This window comes from Pseudoalteromonas sp. NSLLW24 (assembly GCF_015864725.1).
Lineage (GTDB): Bacteria > Pseudomonadota > Gammaproteobacteria > Enterobacterales > Alteromonadaceae > Pseudoalteromonas > Pseudoalteromonas arctica.
This window is the reverse complement of the sequence record NZ_JADYWQ010000013.1, coordinates 48,403-71,764: the sequence shown is the minus strand read 5'-3', so window position 1 is coordinate 71,764 and position 23,362 is coordinate 48,403. Positions and strand designations below refer to the sequence as shown.

Genomic DNA, 23,362 nt, shown 5'->3' with positions numbered 1-23,362 from the left:
ATTTTCGGCTTTTAAAGCCGCATTACATATTTACATGGCGAGACTATTTATAGCTCTTGCTTTACTGGGTTTATGACTTGGTAGTGGAGTTGAACATGAAGCCTAAAGCAAAAAGGCAAACAGATCCCGCGATAGCACTGGCTAGGCGTGAGCAAATATTAACAGCTGCTGCAGAGTGTTTTCGCCGAAAAGGTTATCACGGTGCAGGTATGGCTGAAATATCTAAAACGGCAGGGATGAGTGCAGGCCATATTTATAATTACTTTGAAAGTAAAGAAGCCATTATAGAAAGCATTATTGAAAAAGACATGGAAGAAATGTTCTCCATCTTTCAAAAGTTTGAAGATCACCCTGGTGATGTTTTAGCGGCTCTTTTAGATGGCTTAAATATTGGTGTGCAAAGGCACATGGACACAGGCTCGTGTGTTATTGATTTAGACATGATGGCAGAAGCAGGTCGAAATATTAAAGTAGCAACTCTCTTGCGTGAAACCGATATTCAAGCAAGAGGGCGCATGAGACAGCTTTTAACAAGCGAGCGAAGTGCGCTCAAAGACATTGATGAGCTTGAACTTGAAAGCCGAATTAACGTTATTTTTTCGATGATGGCGGGGTTATTACTCAGAAAGTTACTCTACCCTGAGCTCACCGAAGAAACGGTACTCATAGCGCTTCGCCCTGCGATGAAAACATTACTGATGCCATTTGATAAAGCGCAGTAACGCTCAAAATAAATAACCAAAAGTAAGCTAGCCAATATTTTGGCTAGCTTTTTTATTTTAGTCTATTTAAAAGCGCTCGATTGACCACTGAAGTGCAATGATTGCGATAGCAACGGAGCCCATTGGCATTAACCACTTTTTATACCAAGTGTAGTGTCGCACATAAATGAGTATTGGTAAGGCTACTAGTAAGATACTAAGTTGTCCGATTTCGACGCCTAAATTAAACGCTAAAATGCTAAGCAGTTGATAGTCGCTCGACAAGCCAAGCTCGCCAAGTACGCTCGCAAATCCCATCCCGTGCAGTAAACCAAAAGCAAAAGTAAGCCAACCTAAACGAAGTACCAACGGCCACACATTATTTAATGCTGCAAATAAAACCGATATAGCAATTCCAAGCTCTACCCAGCGGCTATTTGGTGAGACTAAGCTCATAGCTGTTGCGGTAAGCGTAATAGAGTGCGCAAGTGTAAACGCGGTTACTATCCATGCTGTGTGTTTAATAATTTGTTTTTTAGAGCTAATACCTTGCCATGCTTTATCGCTGCGCTTTAAAACACAGGTAAGTAACAGGGCGATTAAAAATAAAATATGATCAATACCAATCCAAATATGTAAAACACCCTGATACACGTATTGATTAAACGTACTTAAATAACTTGTTTGCTCAAAGCTGAACGTTTGTTGTGCCTCGTTGATATTAAATACACGAGATACACCGTTTATATTTACGATGGACTTATGATTGGCATCGGTTTTAAAAAAAGCGGAATAGGAAAGGGAGATTACTTTATTGTCATCACAGCTAAACAGCAGCGGAATGACTAAATAAGGTTGGTTAAAATGATTATCTAGCTGATAGATTCCTTCACTTTTTAAAGGGCATATTTGCGCGTTTTGCGTGATATTTAAATTTTCTTCAATGAAGTTATTAATTGAGCTGCGTTTTGCTTTTATTTCTGCCCACGAAATTTGCCCGTTTTTATCTAAATCCAGAGGCACTGCGTGCTCTAAGTCGGCTATATTAATTTGCCAGGTACCCGTGTATTGGTTTTTGTTGGTGTCGTTATTGTTCTCGCTATTTAAGGTTATATAACTTGTACTTAGTTGATGGGCAAAGCTGTAAGTTGAGAAAATACACAGCATTAAAGTGAGTATAAATAGATAAGGCGTTTTCATAGTGTGTCTCGTTGCATCGCTTTTGCTTGAATAAGTAATTGCTCATCGGTGCTCATTTTAGCCTGTTGCCAATTAATATGAGCCCAGTAAAGTGCTTTTTCGCGATTTGGTTGTACATCAAGGTAATATTTAGCTAAGTCACTTGCATGAAAAGAATCTTTACGAAGCTCTCGTAGTGTAACTCTTTGCGCCATTGTATTTTGCCATTTTTTATCGCGTTTATTTAGTTTTTTTTCTGCGATTGAAAGTCTTAGCAAAATAGCATCCTCTAAATTACTTTTATCAGGAAGCAGTACGCTTAATGTATTTAATACTTGTTGCGGTTGATTTAGAGCAATTTGAATATCGGCCCATAAAACAATAAGGCTCACAGGGGCTTGAACTAAATCTACACTTTGTAAGTGAGACAAAGCTTGTTTGTAGTTGTTTAAACGGTAGCTCATTTCACTTAAAACATGGTTTGTAGCTAGGCTAGTTTGATTATTATTTATAATTTTTACTAATGCTTGGTAGCTGTCTAAAACGCTTTCATGTTGGCTTTGTACATCGAGTACACAGGTGCTAGCAGTAATAGTGCTTACTTGCCCAATTAAGGCGACGCAGTGTTTTTTTGCTTGTGCAAACTTACCTTGAGTCATAAATATATTGGCTAGCAATAAATGGCTATTACTATGTTTTGGCTCTCCAATTAAAACGTTGTTAGCAATATCAATAGCTTCGTCAAAAAGGTGCTCTTTTTGTAAAACGCGAGCATATAAGTAACCAATTTGAGATGAGGGTGTTTGTTTATATAGCTGGGCTAAACGGGTTTTAAGTAGCCCCTGTAAGCGCTCTGTTTGGCCGGCATATTGGCTGTTAGTGACTAATGTATTTATTTCGTCAACAGAGAGGGAAGCACTAAGCGTTGAATTACTTTTAGCAATAACTGCATCATCTTTTGGGGTAAAAAGCGCAGCGCTTAACGCAAGGGGTGTTAGGCATAAAGTAATAAATGCGACGGACTTAAAAATTGATAAATGCATTATAAATATCCTTTGAAAAAAGCCATCCATGGCCTGTCAGCTTAATTACTTGGTTAGTTACCGTTTGTTGAAATTAATCCATCAACATCGGTATCTGTGTTTGTAAACACCCGACCGTTAACAGTTAATGGCTCTGCATTTGCGGCTTGATTAAATGCATCGGTTGCAAATTGAGCAAAGTCGACTTGTAGTGCGTCAATTGTAATGTTTACTGTTGCAGTTACTTGCGAATTAACGCCATCACTTACACCAAACATAAAACTATCTGAACCTGTCGCTTCTTTATTCGGTGTATAGGTAAAGTTACCATCGCTATTAACGGTAACAGTTCCGAGAGTTGGCTCACTTGTTAACGAGTAAGTCAGTGAATCGCCATCATTGTCGGTTGCGCTAAGCATATCGGTAATGCTTACCTCAGTTTGTGTAGTTAGCATTGCATCACTTGCGGTAGGCGCTGTGTTTACAACCGGTGTAGGCTGTTTTTTATCATCATCGCTACTACATGCTCCCAATGTTAATGCACTGAGGAGAACACAAATATGGGTAGTTTTTAAATTACGCATTATTTTACTCCTTATTTAGAGCCAGCAAGCGGTGTTGCAAGGTATGGGAATGATGAATCCATCATTGTTGCATCAATAGGTGCACCGTCAGTAAATGGCACTGTGCCTGTATTAGCATCCTCTGGTACACAGAGTCCTAAATCAGTGTCTTCACCATTTACAGGAATAGGATGACATAAACGACCCATCACAACACGAAGTGCAATATCAACCACATCATCACCCGGGCGACGACCATTTGGGAAGCCGGCTAAATCATTACCCGCTACACCAAATGCAGATTGATCAGCTTGCGCTGTTGCTGCAATGTCTGTATTTAAACGTAGCATTTCTGAAGGTGTTACTGTTGCTTGTTGATTAACGCCTGCAAAACCCGTTAAAAATGCAGTGATTAAATCAGTACGCGGGAAGTTAGTGGGTGCCAGAGTTTCTAAGTTTGCGCCAAGAGTGGTATTAACAGCATCTTTAAACAAAATATTTAATAACTCTGGTAGTGCTGGGTGAGATACATAATCTAAAAATTGTGCATCGTCTTTAGGGTGCGCAGTAGAAAATGTGTCTTTGTCTTTAATACCAATTACCAGCTCATTTACAAGCGGGCTACCTAGTCGTGAAACCTGAGTTAATGCACCACCGTTTACCGCATTATTAGCAAATTTAGCATTTGGGTTTAATACACGTGCTTGAGGTAAGCTTGCTGTTGTCCATGCACCAATTACTTTGTTACCTTCACCGACAATACAGCTTTTAGGTATTTCGATAGCGATTGATGTTACGTTTTTATCTGCAAGGTCGTCATTATCGGCTGATTGCGTTATACCACCTGGAAAACCACCGCCGTCACCAGCACCAGGGGCGCTATCGCCTTCTACAGGTACATAGTTAACTAAATCAAATGTTTTACCTAGGTTAACTACAAATGGGTCTTTACGTTGTCCTACAAAAACTTGTGCCATGCTTTCACAGTTAGGAATTGAAACCTGATACACAAATTGGTCAGCATAAGTTTGGTAATCGCTCATTGAGCCAAATGTTTTATTGCCGACATAATCAAGCGGTTTAGAAAATGTGCTTGAGTTTGATGCAGTGTTGTTTAATACCGTTGTTTCGCCAGTACGCTGCGCGCCGCTAATCATGCTCATTGTGTATGATTCGCTAAAATTTGCAGCGCTGTCATCACCGGCAGATACACCGCCTACATTTTTAAGCGGTACAGACACGGTGCGTTGATTACCTTCAGGTCCAACAGTTAATTGCACACCTTGGTTATCATTAGGAAGCATGCTTTTAAAGTTAAACGCAAATGTAATATCTTCAACAGCATCGCCGTCGTTATCTATATGAATGCTGTAGGTAGCATCTGGGTCCATTGCAAAGTAATTAGGACCGCCGTATGCATCTTGCAGCGGGATATAGTTAGCAATTAATGTTACAAAATCATCACGACCTTGCTCGTAACTATTAAATACATAAAAATCGGTTGAATCTAAAGTCGGGAAACGGCTTATATTTGGCGCTTCTCTGTGGCTAGATGCTTCACTTGGTGCACTTACAAACGTACTACATATTACTACTGCGAGTATTGATGGAGTTAAAGCTTTCATGACTTTGTCCTTTAGTTTTGATTGAAGTCATAGCTAATAACGGGGCAGGATTTAAATTGGATGCAAAAAAGTTAAATTATTTTTATTTTTTGTTAAAAAAGTTTTAAAGAAGGTTGGCTGCTTTAAGTAAACAGCCAACTTTAGTCATAATAGTAGGGTTATAAAAGTACTAGCTCTGTGGTGTAAAGCACTTCAGTAGGAGAGCCATTTGGCGAGCCGCCAATAGGTTCTAAGCTCACTGCTAACAATGCGATATCACTTGCGTTAAAGCGGTTATCTTTAAATAATATTTTACTGCCTTGCTTGGGCAGTAAACCCAGTGAAATAGGTGCATCTTGCCCTTTTAAAATCATCCACAACTCATAATCTTTATTAGTTTGGGCAACCAATTGGCTACTGGCTTTAATTGAGAGCCCTTGCTCGCTTACATCAATAAACCACAATGATTGTTTATCTTGATTTTGAACCAAAGCAATTTGTTGAGTGTGCATAACATTGGTACTAGGTTGAATAACCAAAAAGGCTAAAACAATACACGCAGCAGTTGCCACAAAAGACCATGTACGCCAAATTGAAGGCTTGGTATGTATGACTGTTTTACTTGTTTGTGGCCTGTTTTCAATACGCTGTAGTATATTTACCCATACATCGTCACGTGGTGTTTGCGGTGTAATAGCACTCGCTAAGTTGTTTAGGTTTTGCTCCCATAGACTTGTTGCTTCACGTGCTTGATTTGAGTTAAGTAACAGACGCTGAAAACGCTTACGGGCAAGCCCTCTAAGTGTGCCAAGCACGTACTGCCCAGCAAGCGCGTCTAATAGTTCGGGTTTATTATAATTCATAATGTTAAACACCTTTGTAGCTGCATAAGCCCACGCCTGATCCAGCTTTTAACTGTACCTAATGGCGTTTCTATATGATCCACTAGCTCGCTATGACTCAGCCCCTTATAATAAGCTAAGTGAATAGCTTGTTTTTGTTGCGGCTCAAGCTGTTCGATACAATTAACCAGTTTTGTTTCTTCATCGTAATTAACGTCAACACTTTCATTTTCATGTTCATATTCGTCATCGCCTAACGACTGCTCTTTTCGTACTTTGTGATAGCGCAGTGAGTCAAGACTTCTATACCTAACTATACTTATCATCCAACTAATAACGGTGCCTTTAGAGGCGTTATATTCAGATGCGTTATGCCAAATTTTTATAAAAGCATCTTGTAGTGCCTCTTCCGCATAAGCTCTGTTAGTGAGCATATTTAAACTAATAGCAAAAAGTTTGCCGCTAGTTTGTTGATATAAACTTGAGAAAGCATTTTTGTCTCCTTGTGCTGTTGCGCACAGAAGAGGGAGTAAATCATCGTTATCCATAGGGGTCCTGTTTTTCTTATTATCATTGAGTAAACGGTTGAGAGTGTGATTTGGATGCAAAAAATTTAATTGCTTTTTAGATTAGCTGCTTTATACGTTAGTACAAGCAATAACCGATCAGTGTTTGAAATTTAGACGTGTAAGTATAATTTATTCACATGTTTGTAAAAAATGCACAAAGAGCAGATTGCACTTAAATTTATTTTATTATTAACATTATATATCAATAGCTTATGATTTTAATTTGAATTTAAAATGCCATTTATATGGCGTGATATTTGCAAAAGAGTACATAAAGCCGTTTAAATTAAAATTAGAAAATCGGAATTATTTACACAAAGGAGAGACTATGTGGGCTGCAATTGGTTATTCACTTTTAGCATTACTACTTATTTTTATTGGTTGGGAAGTAAACTCTGTTTACTTTGCTATTGTTTTTTATTGGACTGCGCTGTCACTTTTATTAGTGAGTACCGCATATATTTTTAATACAGCAAAAATATTTAGAAAACGTGAAAATGGGGTGATCCCATTTTATATACGGTGGGCGTTTGTGCCATTTTTATTTGGTGTGCAAATTTATAATGCCTGGTCACGTAAGCGCGATAAAGTGCCGCCAATTCAAAAAATAAACGAAAACCTATTTTTAGCTTGCCGATTATTTCCCTCAGACATAGACACATTAAAAGATAACGGAATTACTGCAATTTTAGACGTTACGTGTGAATTCGACGGACTCGAGTGGAGTTCAACACAAGAGAATATAAATTACTTAAACATTCCGGTGCTCGATCATAGTATTCCTACCCATTCTCAGTTAAATCAGGCTATTAATTGGATACATCATCATATTAAAGAAAACCGTCGCGTAGTTGTACATTGTGCTTTAGGCCGTGGGCGGTCTGTTTTTGTAATGGCGGCTTATTTATTGAGTCAAAACAAAAATGCAGATGTACATGAAGTACTTGCACAAATAAAAGAAACCCGCGAAACCGCAAACTTAAATAAGCATCAACTTCGTCATTTAGCTAAGCGTCATAAAAAAGGCGAGCTGCTGATTAAAAACAAAGCAGTTTTAATTGCAAATCCAGTATCTGGTACACGATTATGGCAAGAAAAAGAGCACTTAATTGTTGCGCGGTTATCGGCCTATTACGATTTAAAAGTACTTACTACTTCACAAGACGTAAACGGTATTGAGCTTGCTAAACAAGCGATTACGCAAAAACCAGACATGATAATAGCGTGTGGAGGCGATGGTACAGTGGCCGAAGTTGCAAGCGTACTTGTAAATACACAATGTAAGCTAGGTATTATACCAATGGGGACTGCAAACGCACTTGCGCATGTATTGATGGGGATTAGCTCTAAATTTATTCCTGTTGAACAAGCTTGTGATTTAATAATTGATGGTCAAACAAGCACAATAGATACCGCTTATTGTAATAACGAATTAGTACTTTTATTAGCGGGCATTGGTTTTGAGCAATCAATGATTGAAAAAGCAGATAGAGAGTCGAAAAATAAGTCGGGGCAACTTGCCTATTTAAATGGCTTTTTTGAAGCGTTTGGCGAGCAAAAATCACAGTTACTTAGTGTAAAACTCGATGATAATGAGCCGAAAGAAATATGTACAAATAGCTTTATTGTGGCTAACGCAGCGCCTTTTACAACCCTATTAGCGCAAGGTGGCGGACAGCCAGATCATAGTGACGGGCTTCTTGATGTAAATTGGCTAACACCAAATGACGAAAACTCAACCACAGTATTGAGTATTGCAGAACTGATGTTTAGCAGTTTAACGCAAACACATTTAGCTATAAATTCGCATCATACAAATGCTAAAAGAGTCGAGGTGACAGGCGAAGGAGAGCTTAAGTACGTACTTGACGGTGAAGTTAAAACTGCTCACAAACTCGTTATTACTATTGAGCCGGCCTCATTAAATGTGATTTGCAAAGAGCAATAAATCGCGCTAATTACAATCAAAAAAGGAGCTAAATTAGCTCCTTTTTTACATCATTTTTTAATTGATGGCCAAACAAACCCTGTTGTATCCGGCGCTTGAGAAGATGTTTCTCTCGGCGCACTTTTTGGTCTACGAATAGGTTTGTTATTTATAGTGTGAATATAAAGTGCTTCCACTTTATCGCGAGCCCAAGGCGTTTTACGCAAAAACTTTAAACTCGATTTAATGCTCGGTTGATCAGTAAAGCATTTGATTTTTACTTGCTCGCCAAGTGTTCTCCAGCCAAGTCGCTGTTCTAACTCAACAAGTATTTGTTCTAACGTTACCCCATGTAAAGGGTTTTTAGGTTGATTATCCATAGCCATACTACTTATTTAAACTGCGTGCATTGTAGCTCAAATCAGCTTTTAGCGCTAATTCACAGTGATTGTTTTAGGAGCGGTTGGGTAAATAGCATTACCCTGTTTATCTATTTTAAGCCAAATGAGTTGGCTGTTACTGTGCTGGGGTGTTTTAGCACCGCACAAAAGTGTAAATGAGTGAATTTGTATTAATGCGCCTTCGCTATAGCGTTTGTTGTCGTACCAACAGTTTGATTCTTCATTTACAAACTGGTTTGCATCAATAATTGAATGGGTTTTAAGGGTTGTTGCTTCACTAAGTATTGAATACGATAAGCTGCTAAAACAAAAGCATAGAATTAAAAAGTTACGCATTAGAGGCCTTTAAATAGGGAGGGTTAAAAATAATACATTAAGATAAAAAACGTGCTAGTGTAAAGTACACAAAGTGATTTTAATTATAAACTTAGTTACTCACAGAACAACTTGGATTCAAATAAAAAGGTGCACACAATGCAATTTAATCAAACAATGATCGAAGAATTCACACTATTAGCAAAATTTCCTCGCGACAGTAAAATGCAGGGTATTAAATTACACTCAGACGCAGAGCCAAGCTTACTTAGTGCAGCGCAACGTTTATTTGAAAAAGGGATTATAGATAGCCCAGATGGCGGATATTTAACTGATCTGGGCTTAGATTTAATTGAGCACATTACGGTTATTCATAGTGCGCTACAAAGCTAGCTAATTTGAACTATGGTTACTAAACTAGCTTAATTTGCATCGGGTTGATTTTGCGGTGCAGCATCATTAAATGCAGCTAATTTATTACAGTGTTCGTAAATAGCTGCAATTTTTGGATAAGCGCTCATATCTACGTTAAAACGAATTGCATTAAATACTTGCGGCACTAAACAAATGTCAGCAAGTGTTGGTTGGTTACCAAAACAGTAGTCATCATTTTCGTTTAGCATCAGTTCTATTTTTTCAAAACCAACTTCTATCCAATGTCGATACCACTTATTTTTAGCCTCGTTATCAACACCTAATTCGTTCGATAAATACTTCAGCACGCGTAAATTATTAACAGGATGAATATCGCAAGCAATGGCAAAGCTTAAATTTCTTATTTGTGCTTTTTGCCACGCAGTTCCTGTAATTAATGGGGCTTGCGGATAAGTTTCATCAAGCCATTCCAGTATTGCAAGTGATTGTGCTAAAACACCATTATCGGTTTCAAGTGCAGGTAGTAACCCTTGCGGATTCGTAGCTAAGTATTCTTCCCCAAGCTGCTCCGATTTTAAAAGGTTAACAATAGCAAGTTCATGATCAATTGCTTTTAAGTTAAGCGCTATACGTACCCTATAGGCCGCTGATGAGCGAAAGTAGCTGTATAATTTCATAATTAATCCTGTGAACCTGTAAATTGTTTTTTAATAGTACGCCAGCAATCGGTGTAGTTTGGTTGGCGTTCCCTACCTTCTAATGCATATTTTGTCGGTGAAATTATATAGCGCGACTCAAACATAAAAGCGAGTGTATTTTCGTATTTTTGTGGTGTAAGTTCAGCGTTTGAGGCTTTTTCAAATACGTCGGCTTCAGGTCCATGTGGCGACATACAATTGTGTAAACTTGCACCACCAGGTACAAAACCATGCTCTTTTGCATCATACACACCTTCTATCAAGCCCATAAATTCACTCATAATATTGCGGTGATAATAAGGCGGGCGGAATGTATTTTCGGCTACCATCCAACGCGGTGGAAATATCACAAAATCGACATTTGCCATACCCTCAGTAGCAGAAGGAGAGGTTAGCACAGTGAATATAGACGGGTCGGGGTGATCAAAGCTCACTGTATTCATTACATTAAAACGCGATAAGTCGTATTTGTAGGGTGAGCTATTACCCGTCCATGCAACTACATCAAAAGGAGAGTGCTTTATTTCACAGCTAAATAAATTACCGTTAAATTTAGAAACAAGCTCAAAGTCACCTTCTTTATCTTCAAATGCAGCAACGGGGTATTGAAAGTCTCTGTCGTTGGCATAACCGTTTGCACCAACAGGTCCTCGCTCTGCAAGCTCTAACGCATGGCCATAATTTTCACAAATATAACCACGGGCTGTATCATCAATTAAATCAACAGCGAACTTAATTCCTCTGGGAATCACAGCAATTTCACCTGGTTTAATGCTTAACTTACCGCACTCGGTGTGAATTAATAACTCACCTTGCTGAGGGACAAACAACATTTCGCCATCGGCATTGCAAAAGTAACGCCCTTGCATTGACCGATTAGCGACATATACATGAATGCCAATACCAGATTGCCCATTGGCACTGCCATTAGCTGCCATAGTTACCAAGCCATCAATAAAATCAGTCGGCTGTGAAGGTATATCAATAGGATTCCAACGTAGCATTGTTGGTGGTGTTATGGCTTCAGTAATTGGGGCTGTTCTTATTAAGCCGTTATCAATTGCTTGGTAATCACCTTGCACTACAGACGGACGAATGCGGTAAAACCAAGTGCGGCGATTTGAAGCGCGAGGAGCCGTAAATGCAGTCGAACTAAATTGCTCGGTGTATAAATCGTATTTAACCTTTTGTGGGCTAAATTGTCCTATCGGCAATGCACCGGGTAGCGCTTGTGTTTCAAATTCATTACCAAAACCTGTCATATAACTTAATTGTGTCGCCATTACTGACTCCTGTGAGAGGGGGTTGGTTTAATATTATTATTATTTCAGTTAAGATACTCTCAAGTGAGACTAATATCAAATGTGCAACTACGCACCTGTGTAAATATTAATGAACACCAAAGTAAGCCTTATAAAGCTGGGATAACCAAAAATGAAAATTGATTTAGCAACGTTTTTACCTTATCAATTAACGAATGTAGCAACACGTGTAAGTAACGACTTTGCCGAGGTTTATCAAACTAAGTACGGTTTAAATATTCCCCAGTGGCGAATACTTGCTAATTTAGCGCAGTATGGCCAAAGCAACGCAAAGGATTTATGCACGCAAGCAAATATGGACAAGTCGACAGTGTCGCGCGCGGTAAAAGTTTTAATAGATAAAAGTTTAGTGAGAAGTGAGCTAAATAAGCAAGACAAACGCGCAGCATTACTTGTGCTGAGTAAAGCAGGTCAAAGCTTATATGAAAATATAGCGCCCGATGCACTGAATTGGGAAAAACAATTACTGAGCACTTTAACCAACGAAGAATACGAAGTGCTAGTGAGTATTTTTGAAAAGTTAAATAACAAATTAAAGGCATAAAAAAGCCCACCAAAGTGGGCTTTTAAAAGATGTTTTAGGTTACAGTTCTAAATTAGAAAGTGTAACGAACACCTATACGCATTTGCCATACAGATGCATCTGATTGCACTGATGTATTTGCATTATTTGCATTAAATTCAGAGTAAACGTAGCGGCCTTGATCATCAATTGACGTTTTGATCATGCTAGCGCCTACGAAAGGACCTTTTTTAAGTACGCCCCAATCATCGTTTAACAGGTTTGTAAGGTTATCAATTACGAAGAATGCTTCACCTTTGTGACCTTCCATAAAACCAGGAAGCTCTTGTGTCATTTTAAAGTTAAACTTAACAAACCAATCTGAGTTTTCAGCGTTACGGCTAGTAGTTTGACCACGCTCTAAACCATTTGATGCAATAAATTCATTGAATTCATTGATATCAGCAGCACTCATGTCGTAAACAACGTTAGGATCGTTTTCAAGTGGAACATACAATAGTTGGCGGTTACCATTCCAGTTGTTGTCACCAAAAGTACCATCACTTCCATCAAACGTGTAGCTGTATGGTAAGCCTTTATATGCTTCACCAAATAAGTTAAAGCGAGTAGCAAATCCATCAACAAACTCATGACTATAACCAAGAGTCATAGTAAAGCGATGTGGGATTTCGTAATCAGATGAAGCAACACCTGGGTTACCTGGATCAGTTAGTGCAATGTTACCGTAGTTTGAACCAGCTACAGAGCTTGTCATTGGGTTAACATCATCAGAATCTGTGTAGGCATAACCAAAGTTAACGCTTACACCATTATCAAACATCTTGCTAACCGCTAATGAGATAACAGATGAATCACCGCTATCACCACTTACATTTGTTAGTAAGTATTCGTTAGAACGACCTTCAATTGATTCGTAAATAGGGCGGCCGTCAAACGTAGTTGTACCTGTATCTTGAAGTGCGATGTCACGCATTAACGCAGCATCTTTTTTCTTCGAGTATAAGTAATCAAGAGAGATTACATATTCATTTTCTGTTGTGTACGTTGCACCAAGTGAGTATTTCCACTCTGATGGGATTTCAAAGTCTGGGTCAACAGCGTTTGCTTGTGAATCGCCTGAGCCGATTACAGTGTCAGCTACTGCATCAAATTGAGACTGAGGAACTTCAAATCCTGGAGTACCATTATTTACATTAGGTGTTGCGAACAAGTCGATAGAACCAAACTGGTTTGCACTAATGTTAGTAATGCCGTCGTTTGAGTAAGAGTTAGATAGCCAAACGTTAGGGTTACCGCCTGAGAACAAGCCAACACCTGCACGTACTTCAAGTGCATCTGTCGCGTACCATTGGAAGCCTACACGAGGTTGAATTAAATCAATACCATCAAATGTACTTTGGTTACTGTAGCCATAGCGATCAGTAAAGTTTTGATTTAAGTTAGGTACATCATCACTGGTGTATTTATCGTAACGTAAACCAAACGTAATATTTGCGTCTAAGTCAGTAAACGAATACTCGTCTTGCACGTAAAATGTATGCTGAGCGTACGAAAAACTCGCAGCAGCATCGTTTGGATCATTTGTAGCAGCAGCATTGTTGTAGTAAACAGCACTTGCAATACCATTTTCAAAATCATCAACATTGTTGAAACGGTATTCACCTTCAGTATGCTGAACGAATAAGTTAAATACATCTAACTCTTCAAACTCGTAACCAGCAGTAATTGTGTGCTGATCAAGGTAGTAAGTACCTGCAACTTTAAATGTAGTTGTATCGTAGTCTAAGTCATTAGATTGACGTGAGTCATCTGGACCAATATAAACTGTACCACCATCTTCGGTACGAATTTGCATTTCACCAAAGCTGCTTGCTGCATCTAGTGATTGTACTGTTGCATCTAGCTCAGACTTACCAATACGAACTTCAGTAGAAAAGTCATCTGACCAATCAGAGTAAACAGATGCAATGATTGAAGTGAATTCTGCACTTTGGTCATAAAAGTGATTAGATAGTGATACACGGCTAGAGCCAGTATCTGACTGTGAAACAGTATTACCATCGTTGTAGTTATAGATTAAGTTTGCACGATGATCTTCGTTGATGTTCCAATCTAGTTTAACTAAGATTTTTTCATCTTCAACAGGCATACTTGAAGGCATTCCGCCTACATCGTAACCATATACAGTTTGAGCAACGCTTGTGATACGCGATATATCATCAGCAGTTACACTGCCGCTGCTTAAACCATCGTAGTTAAACTGTTGAACACCTTCAAGTTTTTCATATGAAGTAAATAAAAATAGTTTATCTTCAATTAGTGGAAGACCTACGTTGAAGCCGTAACGTTTTTCAGTATAGTTACCGTTATCAACGTCATCACCTTCAATTTTATCACCCTTGAAAGAGTCACTAGTGTAATCGTAGAAAACAGCGCCATGAACATCATTGCCACCAGATTTGGTTACTGCGTTGATGTTACACGATGTAAAACCACCGTATTGAACGTCAAACGGTGCAAGTTCAGCTGAAACTTGTTCAATTGAATCAAAAGAGAAAGGGGCGCGAATAGTAGGGTAACCATTTGAGCTTAAGCCGAAGTTATCGTTCATACGAACGCCGTCTAGCGTTAAACTGTTGTAGCGAGGGTTACCACCACCACAGTTAATTGAACCACGGCTGTCATCAATTGTGATACGCGGGTCGATACGAATAATGTCTTTTAAATCACGGTTAATAGCTGGCGTATTTTCAAGATCAGTTAGCGTAAATGTAGACGCCGGACCAGTACCACCAGACATAGAGCTAATTGGCGCGCCAGAAACTACAATTTGTTCCATGCTTGATTGTGACTCAAGAGAAACGTTTACTGGGTAATCGTTACCAATATTAAGAATAATGTTATTGAATTCTTGGTCTGCATATACATCTGAATCAACAACCACTTTATAAGGACCGCCAACTCGCAGGCCTTTAGCTGTGAAATAACCAGCGTCATTTACTTCAGTTGTTTTTACTGATCCAGAAGGCACGTGTAAAATTGTTACTTTAGTGCCGGCTGCTGGGTTGCCGTTAGGCCCCATTACTTGACCTTTAATTGCTGAGGTCGTTTCGTTAGCCATTGCAGCGCCACTTACACCAACACATGCTGCAATAGCAAGTGAAAGAGCTGTTTTGCGTAATTGAGTTTTCATTTAATTTTCCCGTGTAGTTATTAATTAAATTTTTATATTTTTATTTTAAAATTTTGCAAAATAAACAGTTGAAATTCATTTATTCAAAATCCGTTACTAGTGTACCTTATTTATTCGTTACAAATAAAATACAACTGCAATATATTTTTAATAAATAGTACTATTTTTGTCTATTTGAGTGTTTTTTCGAGCAATAACTCTATATCGGGGTATATATTACGTGGGCTTTATGACAAACATGTGAAATTGGGGTGTGAAAAACAAAAAACCCATTACAATTTTGCAATGGGTTTTGTTAACAAATAACTTAATGTGTTATTACTTACCTATTAAGACTTAAAACTTGTAGCTAATACCAACTTTAGCCTGCCAAGCTGATGACGATGAACTGATTTGCGAGTAATTACGCACATCCGCACCGCCAAAACTGTTGTCTATTTTATATCTACCTTGATCATCAAGACCACCAAAGTCATAAATAGTTTGGTTAGAGTAACCTAAGCGTTTTTCTACACCCCAATCGCTGTTTAGAAGGTTTGCGAAATTATCAATCATTAGATAAACCTCACCAGTGTGACCTTCAGCAAAGCCAGGTATTTCTTGCTTAATGCTAACGTCCATTGTAGTAACCCAAGGTTGCGTTGCTGTATTTTTACCTAAGATCCCACCACGTTGAGATATACCAGCACGCTCTAATAACGGTTCTAACTCAGCCCAAGTCATTTTAGAATCAGCCCAATTTACATTCGGATCATCAGCACCTGTAGGGATATAAGGTAAGTAAGCACCATTAGTGAATAAAGAGCTAGTATCACCTAAGTCTTCATCTTTATACATATTCATTGTGTAACTAAATGGGCGACCTGAACGACGTTCAAAATAAACATTGAACTTGGTTGCATATCCTTCAAAAAATTCAGTGTTATACGCTAAGTTAATTTTAAAGCTGTGCTCAACTTCGTAAAAGCCACGTGCTGCAATATCTTCATTACGATTTACTGTAATATTGTGCTTATAGTTACCTTCTGCCTGAGAAGCTGAACCTGCTGATGATTCTGTAACATCTTGGTGAGCATAGCTTGCCGATACAAACAGGCCATTGTCCCATTGTTTAGCAATACCCGTTGAAATAATAATTGAACGACCATCATCCGATGAATTAGTCATTTCTATGTCAACATTATCGCCACTGTAAATACTTTGATTGATAACACGTTCGCCGTCCGCAGCTAAGCCTACTGGGTTAATAGACGAATTATGCCATACCGCTTCATTCTCTTTTTTATGGTAAGCAATTTCTGCTTGCCATTTAAAGCCATCACCTAATAGTTCAGAATCAAACTCATATTCAAAACCTATTTGAGTACGAATGCTTGAAGGCAATTTAAAATCAGGGTCGATATACGCAACGCTACCAGCACCTTGCTCTAATGTATTTTTTATTTCATCAGGAACCTGAGTAATATCAGCTGTGTTATTTGCATAGTAATCATTAATTACATCGTTTTGTGCTGATACTAAAGTAATGCCATCACTTTGGAATGAATTGTTATACCAAACATTTGGAATGCCGCCTTGGAAACGACCAATACCACCATTAATAGTAAGCGCTTCTGTTACGTAGTACTTAAAGCCAACACGAGGAAGTATAATGTCTAGGCCATCAAGATTTTCTTGGTTAGTAAAGCCATACGTATTAGCAAAGTTTTCATTTAGAGTTGGTTTATCATCAGATGATAAGCGCTCATAACGAACACCTGCTGTAACTTCTAAATCATCACCTACATAAAAAGTATCTTCTATGTAAAGCGCTAGCTGGTTACGTCTTACATCATATGCTGTATCAGCTGAATCATTAGTGTAAGCATTTTGATAAGAGAAATCATAAGAACCAATTTCACGGTTTTCAAAATTTTCTAAGCTATCAAATTTCCACGTTCCAAGAGAGTTTTGAGCAAACAAGTTATATAAACGAAGTGACTCGTACTGAGCTCCAAAGTTTATTTCATGCTCATCCATTAAATACGTAGCGTCTAACGTAAAAGTTAGATTTTGTGTTTCTGAACGGTTTGCATGGCGGTATTGATCTGTACCAAAGTTGTAAGAAGGACCATTTCGACCGTCTTCCTCTACAGTAATGCTTCCTAAGTTAGAGCGAGTTGCGCTATCAGAGGTAACATCTTTATACGACACACCAATTTCTGTTGAAAAGTTTTCAGTCCAATCAGAGTAAAGTTTTGATGAAAAGTTATTAAACTTAGTTACGTATGCATAAGTACTTGAAACTAAAGCTATATTATCACCGCCAGTGCTAGAGTTACGCTCATCTTGGTCGTCTTGCCATTGATAAGTGAAATCTAAACGGTGGTCATCACTTGCGTTCCAACTTAATTTAACAAGCAAGTTTTTGTTTGTATCTTCTGGCGCACCGGCTAATGAATCAGTTAAGCCGTATTCATTATTTAAGATAGAAATGAAACGATTATAGTTAGCTTCAGAAGTATTAAATTCATTTGAAGCACCAGAACCGTCAAAGCCGTAATCTAGATCTAATTCACTTGACCATTCTGCATAGTTAACAAAGTAAAACAGTTCATCTTCAATAATCGCTCCACCGACATTAAAACCAAATCTTTCTTCAGTTTTAATCGGCTCTACTTTATTTGTAGAGTAAGTTTTATGACCTAGCTCATCAAGATCGTCTTCTTGTACAATATTATCAACATCGCCAGCTATCTCAGGAGTAGATATTTCATAAAAGCCAGAGAACTTAAACTCATTTGTACCAGATTTTGTTACTGCGTTAATAGTACCGCCACCAAAGTTACCTTTAGAAGCTGAGAAAGGAGACACATCAACAGAAACTTGTTCAATAGCGTCAAGTGCTACAGGAGGCTGAGAAGTAGGGTAACCACCAAAGTTCAAGCCAAAGTCATCATTTTGACCAATACCGTCAACTGTTAAACCGTTGGTGCGAGGGTTACTACCTGCAAACGTTAGCTCACCATTACCATTAATACTGGCAAGTGGGTTTAAGCGCGCAATATCTTTAATGTCGCGATTAAAGCTTGGCATATTTTCAATAGTGTCAGAGCCAAATGTACTGCTAGAGCCACCTGATTGTTGAACAATCTTATAACCAGACACTTCAATCTTTTCGATGTTTAGCGGAGCAAGCTGCGAGCTTAAACGGTAAGTTTCACCAAGGTTCAAGTAGATATTTTCAACAGTGGTATCGTTAAACGTATCAGAATCAATGATAACCATGTAAGGACCACCTACACGTAAACCATTAGCGATAAACGTACCACTTTCGTTTGTAGTTAGTTCGCTAATAGTTCCCGTTGGTTGGTGAATTACTTTGATTTTAACGTTTGCAGCACTGCCACCTGAAGGCGTTGTAATTTTACCACGCATTGCAGATGAAGTATCAGCAGCCATTGCGCTTGTAGAAACACCTAGAGCTAAAATTACCGCTCCAGTTAATTTCGAAAGGCGAAGCTTAGTCATAATGTTGATTTCCCGTGTGTAGGTTATATAAATTTAATACAGTTTATTTGTCAGTCGTCATTTTCAGTGCCGTTTCTAACTCTTTTGCAGAAGGGTCAAATAAGGCATTTAGTAATCCAGCTAATCGAATACCCGCTTGTTGTAAGCGTGTCTTTATAATTGGAGTATTGTTATATATGTAGCTATAACCAATTTCGTTGTTGGTATATTTATAAATTTTTGTGGCTAAATTATGAGATTCTTCAACCCATGTCATAGGTGAGCTTTGTAAATACTCAGCAATTAACTCGCTGTTATTTGTATCAATAAATTGTGCGTACTCAGTAAACGATAAATTCTCGTTCTCAACTAACTTTGTATCCCAAAGGCTATGAAGATTTGTTTCTTCGTTAAAAAATGAAACCTTAATACGGTTGCCACCTCTATCTTCACTTCGACCAGCATGAAATGGTTGGTGACTGTCGCCCACCAAATGTACTAAAAAACGTAAACTGAACTGTTTAGCATCTAAGGTGCTATTTTTATCAGTGAGCGTTTGCATTGAATAGTGAATGCCTTCTAGGATATTACTTACAGATTCTTTGTTTTTAGTGTGATCGTGATTGAAGCTGAAAGATTTTCCTGGTGCTGCATTAATATAATGCCAACGAGATGATTGCTTTTGCCAAAACTCGCCAGGGGCAGAGCGCATTTCATCAGGCCACGTTGATATTTGTGCAAGTGATTCACCATCAAGGTAGGGTTGTATTGCCGCTTTAGTTGTTTCGCTTATATGAGATTCTGCAATCTGCCCTACAATGCGGTGGCCATTTTGACCCCAAGCATGTGAGTCAGTGCTTGTAAATATTGCACTAATCAAAAGCGCAGAAGATATCGAGTACTTTATATTGCTATGCATTAGAACTTCCTTAATGAATATTTCATGGCGTTGCTATAGGCTAATGCGGTCAATTGTCCTTACTTTTGGTGTTGATAGGAAGGACTCATTAAAATTCATAGTTTCTTATTCACATTACTTTTAAATCAATAGGTTATGTTTAACAGGTAAAATTACTTGTTGTAATAAGTAAGCGAAATTGTTCAAATGCACTATATAGTCTATTTTTGAGTGGCATTGCTTTGAATTTTAAAAATATCGTGTTGCACAAAATGTTAATTGTTACATTTTTGTTTCTATTGTTGGTCGTTACGTGGGTTTGCGGTCAAGTTAGTGTATACAATGATGAATTACACTTTCCAGTTATGATCGAAACCTCAACAGAGTGTCAAACAACTGCAACAAGTAACAAAGGCCAATTAATTGTTTTTACGCAATCAAAAAAAATAGCTAAGTTATTAACACAAAAGTTATGCTCTGATAACGTGGTGGCTAAGCAATATGGCTCTGTAAAAGGGTATTGGGGGTATAGAACGGCAGACAGCTTTGAGTTTGTGGGTAAAGGAATTGCTGACTTAATTTTGGCTAAAAACAATATTATGGCAGCCTTTAAAGCAGAGTCGACATATAACTACCAGCCCGTTGTTGGTTTTTCTGACTACACGGCTTTTTTTATATCTTCTAAAGAAAAACCTCGAGTCACTAAACAATACTTTTTAGATAAGCGCATAGGTTTACTTGATTATCCGACCAGCCGATCAGGGCATATTTTACCAAAACAAACGTTTAAAGAGTTAGATATTAATTTAGCCAATTTGAAAATCACTTATGCTAGCTCTCATAACGAATTACGTGATTTACTCGCTAATGGAAAAGTAGATATTATTGCTTCGTTTTGGAAAGAGAGCGACGAAAAACGTTTTTCAAAAAACTATATTACGCCATTGAGTAATAATATTTCTGGAACAAGATGGTATTTAAAAATGCAGCAAAACAACACTGATTTATTATGCGCAGTGCAGGAAAATTTGCTTGATATGTCTAAAGATCAAAGTTTGCATTACTATCAAAACGTACAGCCATTTTGGCGTTGCGGTGCCAACTTAGTAAGCTTAAAAGAGGGGGGTGGTGATGAGTAAGTATAAGCAACTAATTGTTATTATAAGCTTATTTTTTATTTTATCGTCTGTCTTTTATATTTCTGTAACTCAAAAAAGCCAGCAAGTAGCTAAACAAAAAATTACGCAGATAGAAAGGCAAATAGCACTCGACTTACCCTTACTCGATTTATCGAATGAGCTGCTAAAGCATTCAGGTAATAAAGATGCAGTTAACAGCTACATTAAAACTTTAAACAGCTACATTAATTCGAACGAGCTCAAAGTTGTTGCTATTGCACCAAAAAGCGAAATGGTAACACCTGTAAACTCACACCAAATAATACGTAGTTTGAGCACTAATAATGGGCTCGTATTAGTTGTATTTAACGTCCAACAAACCCACTTTACATTGAGCCATTTTATTTACTATTTTATATTTTTAGTATTAAGTGTATTGATTAGTTTTTGGGTAAAGTTTGCGTTTATTAAACAAAGTAATAAGCGGTTTAATAATGCACAGCATCAATCAATTACAGAGCCTACGCAGTTGATACTTATTGTTGACCTTAATGATAAAACATTATCAAGTAGTTGTAATACAGAACAAAAAATGTGTTTAGCCAATAAGCCATTGTGCTTTTATTTAGCACTTGTAGAGTATTGTACAAATAACGATGATGTAGCGCTTAGTCATAATAAAGATGTGCCAGAGGAGCTGCTAGAGCTTGCTAACAAGTATTTTTATAGGTTGGTCGAACTCGGCCATACGGTTAGAAAAAGGCCTAACTTTAATAATAGCCTAGAAAAAACCCTGAGCGAAGTACGTGCTGCATTAGATGAAGTACTCAGCGAGTATCCCGAAGAAAAAGAGTTATATTATCCACCTAAAGCATACGGGGAGGGTTCTCGCTCTCGTCTGCATAGTTATGGGCTGGCAAATATTAAAAAGGGCAGTATTGAAATAATAGGAAAGTAACAAGGTTACTTTCCTATTATTAGAGGCTATTTAGGAGTAAATTCAGCCGTTTTAAGAGGGCTGTTTTTTGATATAAAATCTTGAAGTGCTTGGGCATCTGTTTCGTCTGTACTAACAAAGCCTTTTTTATTTGTAAGCGCAGGATAGCCATCACCGCCTGATGCGTTATAGCTATTTAAGCTCATGCGGTAAGTTTTATTTTTGTTCAAAGGTTGGCCGTTAATAACAACATTAACTAACTGATTATTTTTACGCTCAAACGATAGTTTATGGTATTGCAAATAAGCGCCAGCATCCGGTGGGAAGCTGGTTACTGTATTTAAATAGTCCCATAAATCACTGCCTTGCCAATCCATGTAAGTAATACGATTTTTAAAAGGATGTACTTTTAAAATATCTTTATAGCTCACTTCACCAGCCTCTATTGAGCTGCGAATACCACCACCACTTATTAGTCCAAAGTCTGCACCCACTACATCCATTTGAGCTTGAATAATTACGCGTGCAAGATTTGTTTGTTGGTAGCGAACTTTGTTTCTGTCACCTTCTAAGCGAGCATCTACTTCACCAATGGTACCTTCAATTTGTTTAGCGCCTTTAGCTTGGTATACCGCTAAATAAGATTCAAGTTTTGAGTCTGGTTTAATGTACTCGTTTGCTAATACTTCTTTAGTTGAGCCATCAGCTTGTACTTTATCTACATACAAATTAACCGGCATCAGTTTGTAGTCTAGTAACGTTAATTTTCCGTTTTCAAGCTTAAATTCAGCTTTACCAACATACTTACCCCATTCATGGGCTTGCATAATGTAAGTACCGTTTTGTTGGTCTGGTTTACAGGCAAGACCTGGTTTAAAGCTATCGTCATTTACATTTGTATCGCTCATACATACAGGTTCTTGAGAGTGGCCACCAATGATCATATCAAGGGTGTTTGCAGGAAGTGAGCGAGCGAGTGTTACATCACCGGGTGCGTTAATACCAAAGCTAGCATCAACATAATGACCCATATGAGTCAGGGCGATTGTAATGTCAGGGTTATACTTAGCTTTTATTTCTTTAGCTAGTTTTGCTGTAACGTCAACAGGGTCTTTAAACTCTAAGTGCCCAATATACTGAGGATTACCAATTTTAGCTGTGTCGGTTGTTGTTAAACCAATAACAGCAATAGTTAATCCATTCTTTTTGAATATTTTATAGCTATCAAACGCGTGTTCGCCTGATTCCTTTTCAAATATATTGGCTGATAGAAAAGGAAAGTTCACCCATTTTTGCTGTTGCTTCAATACATCAATAGGGTTGTCGAATTCGTGATTACCCAATGCCATTGCATCGTAACCAATCAGCGACATTCCTTTAAAGTCAGGCTCTGCTTTTTGTAAGTCTGACTCAGGAATACCTGTATTTATATCACCACCAGAGAGTAGTAATACTGCATGACCTTGCTTTTGAGCTTTATTGCGTAAAGAGTCAATTAACGTTTTGCGAGCGGCCATACCGTATTCGCCTTTTTCGTTTTGCCAAAAACGCCCGTGGTTATCATTAGTATGAAGAACAGTTAAATATTTAGTCGGGGTAGCGCTAAACACGGATTCAGGAGCAGGAGATGTGCATCCGAGTACACTAAAAATAACCGAAAATAAAATAATTATACGCATAAAATAC

General features: G+C 38.0%; 20 protein-coding genes. 6 read left to right on the top strand and 14 right to left on the bottom strand.

The genetic code is table 11. The annotated features are described in order from the left end of the window. Positions 1-95 precede the first annotated feature (95 nt). On the top strand, positions 96-722 hold the full coding sequence (locus tag I6E72_RS13925; RefSeq protein ID WP_121953593.1) for a TetR/AcrR family transcriptional regulator: 627 nt from the start codon (positions 96-98) through the stop codon (positions 720-722). A 66-nt stretch (positions 723-788) separates the two neighbouring features. Here the strand turns inward: I6E72_RS13925 and I6E72_RS13920 are convergent, their stop codons facing one another. From I6E72_RS13920 to I6E72_RS13895, 6 genes are all read right to left on the bottom strand, one after another. After that, positions 789-1,901, bottom strand: a complete 1,113-nt coding sequence (locus tag I6E72_RS13920) for a HupE/UreJ family protein (protein ID WP_121953592.1) — start codon at positions 1,899-1,901, stop codon at positions 789-791. After that, entirely contained in the window at positions 1,898-2,923 is a 1,026-nt protein-coding gene (locus tag I6E72_RS13915) for a hypothetical protein (RefSeq protein WP_024607523.1), read from the bottom strand. Before I6E72_RS13915 ends, I6E72_RS13920 begins: the two co-directional genes overlap by 4 nt. A 53-nt stretch (positions 2,924-2,976) precedes the next feature. Further along, positions 2,977-3,486 (bottom strand): Ig-like domain-containing protein, encoded by a 510-nt coding sequence (locus tag I6E72_RS13910; protein ID WP_121953590.1) that lies wholly within the window; start codon positions 3,484-3,486, stop codon positions 2,977-2,979. Positions 3,487-3,497: 11 nt separating this feature from the next. Then, a complete protein-coding gene (locus I6E72_RS13905; protein WP_165735915.1) occupies positions 3,498-5,090 on the bottom strand; it encodes a DUF4331 domain-containing protein in 1,593 nt (530 codons plus the stop codon). A gap of 158 nt (positions 5,091-5,248) precedes the next feature. Further along, positions 5,249-5,932 (bottom strand): anti-sigma factor, encoded by a 684-nt coding sequence (locus tag I6E72_RS13900; protein ID WP_165742202.1) that lies wholly within the window; start codon positions 5,930-5,932, stop codon positions 5,249-5,251. Continuing rightward, positions 5,929-6,459 carry a sigma-70 family RNA polymerase sigma factor gene (locus I6E72_RS13895; protein WP_197112718.1) on the bottom strand — a complete coding sequence of 177 codons (531 nt, stop codon included), beginning with the start codon at positions 6,457-6,459 and terminating at the stop codon, positions 5,929-5,931. Before I6E72_RS13895 ends, I6E72_RS13900 begins: the two co-directional genes overlap by 4 nt. 349 nt (positions 6,460-6,808) lie before the next feature. On the opposite strand from I6E72_RS13895, the gene I6E72_RS13890 reads away from it, so the two are divergent. Next, positions 6,809-8,428: a diacylglycerol kinase family protein gene (locus I6E72_RS13890; protein WP_197112716.1), complete on the top strand. Its 1,620-nt coding sequence runs from the start codon at positions 6,809-6,811 to the stop codon at positions 8,426-8,428. Between the two features lie 50 nt (positions 8,429-8,478). Here I6E72_RS13890 and I6E72_RS13885 read toward each other — a convergent pair whose 3' ends face one another. After that, the gene (locus I6E72_RS13885) at positions 8,479-8,787 is read right to left on the bottom strand and encodes a VF530 family DNA-binding protein (protein ID WP_010553962.1); all 309 of its coding nucleotides are present in this window, start codon (positions 8,785-8,787) and stop codon (positions 8,479-8,481) included. A gap of 54 nt (positions 8,788-8,841) precedes the next feature. Further along, the gene (locus I6E72_RS13880) at positions 8,842-9,144 is read right to left on the bottom strand and encodes a DUF1496 domain-containing protein (RefSeq protein ID WP_008134362.1); all 303 of its coding nucleotides are present in this window, start codon (positions 9,142-9,144) and stop codon (positions 8,842-8,844) included. Positions 9,145-9,282: 138 nt separating this feature from the next. On the opposite strand from I6E72_RS13880, the gene I6E72_RS13875 reads away from it, so the two are divergent. Beyond that, on the top strand, positions 9,283-9,516 hold the full coding sequence (locus tag I6E72_RS13875) for a TIGR02647 family protein (protein WP_007582405.1): 234 nt from the start codon (positions 9,283-9,285) through the stop codon (positions 9,514-9,516). A gap of 29 nt (positions 9,517-9,545) precedes the next feature. On the opposite strand, the gene maiA is transcribed toward I6E72_RS13875, so the two are convergent. Both maiA and hmgA read right to left on the bottom strand, forming a co-directional pair. Next, on the bottom strand, positions 9,546-10,175 hold the full coding sequence (maiA, locus tag I6E72_RS13870; protein WP_197112714.1) for a maleylacetoacetate isomerase: 630 nt from the start codon (positions 10,173-10,175) through the stop codon (positions 9,546-9,548). Positions 10,176-10,177: 2 nt separating this feature from the next. Continuing rightward, positions 10,178-11,479: a homogentisate 1,2-dioxygenase gene (gene hmgA / locus I6E72_RS13865; protein WP_197112712.1), complete on the bottom strand. Its 1,302-nt coding sequence runs from the start codon at positions 11,477-11,479 to the stop codon at positions 10,178-10,180. A 151-nt stretch (positions 11,480-11,630) separates the two neighbouring features. Between hmgA and I6E72_RS13860 the strand changes: the two genes are divergently transcribed. Continuing rightward, positions 11,631-12,062 (top strand): MarR family winged helix-turn-helix transcriptional regulator, encoded by a 432-nt coding sequence (locus tag I6E72_RS13860; protein ID WP_024607517.1) that lies wholly within the window; start codon positions 11,631-11,633, stop codon positions 12,060-12,062. A gap of 52 nt (positions 12,063-12,114) precedes the next feature. Here the strand turns inward: I6E72_RS13860 and I6E72_RS13855 are convergent, their stop codons facing one another. The 3 genes from I6E72_RS13855 to I6E72_RS13845 form a co-directional block, all read right to left on the bottom strand. Further along, complete coding sequence (locus I6E72_RS13855) at positions 12,115-15,234, bottom strand: TonB-dependent receptor (protein ID WP_197112710.1); 3,120 nt, start codon at positions 15,232-15,234, stop codon at positions 12,115-12,117. A gap of 336 nt (positions 15,235-15,570) precedes the next feature. Continuing rightward, complete coding sequence (locus I6E72_RS13850) at positions 15,571-18,744, bottom strand: TonB-dependent receptor (RefSeq protein WP_024607515.1); 3,174 nt, start codon at positions 18,742-18,744, stop codon at positions 15,571-15,573. A 43-nt stretch (positions 18,745-18,787) separates the two neighbouring features. Further along, entirely contained in the window at positions 18,788-19,642 is an 855-nt protein-coding gene (locus I6E72_RS13845) for a S1/P1 nuclease (RefSeq protein ID WP_197112708.1), read from the bottom strand. Between the two features lie 251 nt (positions 19,643-19,893). Between I6E72_RS13845 and I6E72_RS13840 the strand changes: the two genes are divergently transcribed. Together I6E72_RS13840 and I6E72_RS13835 are read left to right on the top strand one after the other, a co-directional pair. After that, the gene (locus I6E72_RS13840; protein WP_197112707.1) at positions 19,894-20,760 is read left to right on the top strand and encodes a hypothetical protein; all 867 of its coding nucleotides are present in this window, start codon (positions 19,894-19,896) and stop codon (positions 20,758-20,760) included. Beyond that, the gene (locus I6E72_RS13835; RefSeq protein WP_197112706.1) at positions 20,753-21,697 is read left to right on the top strand and encodes a hypothetical protein; all 945 of its coding nucleotides are present in this window, start codon (positions 20,753-20,755) and stop codon (positions 21,695-21,697) included. Before I6E72_RS13840 ends, I6E72_RS13835 begins: the two co-directional genes overlap by 8 nt. A gap of 26 nt (positions 21,698-21,723) precedes the next feature. On the opposite strand, the gene ushA is transcribed toward I6E72_RS13835, so the two are convergent. Then, positions 21,724-23,355, bottom strand: coding sequence for a bifunctional UDP-sugar hydrolase/5'-nucleotidase UshA (gene ushA, locus I6E72_RS13830; RefSeq protein ID WP_121953579.1), 1,632 nt, complete (start codon positions 23,353-23,355; stop codon positions 21,724-21,726). Positions 23,356-23,362 lie beyond the last annotated feature (7 nt).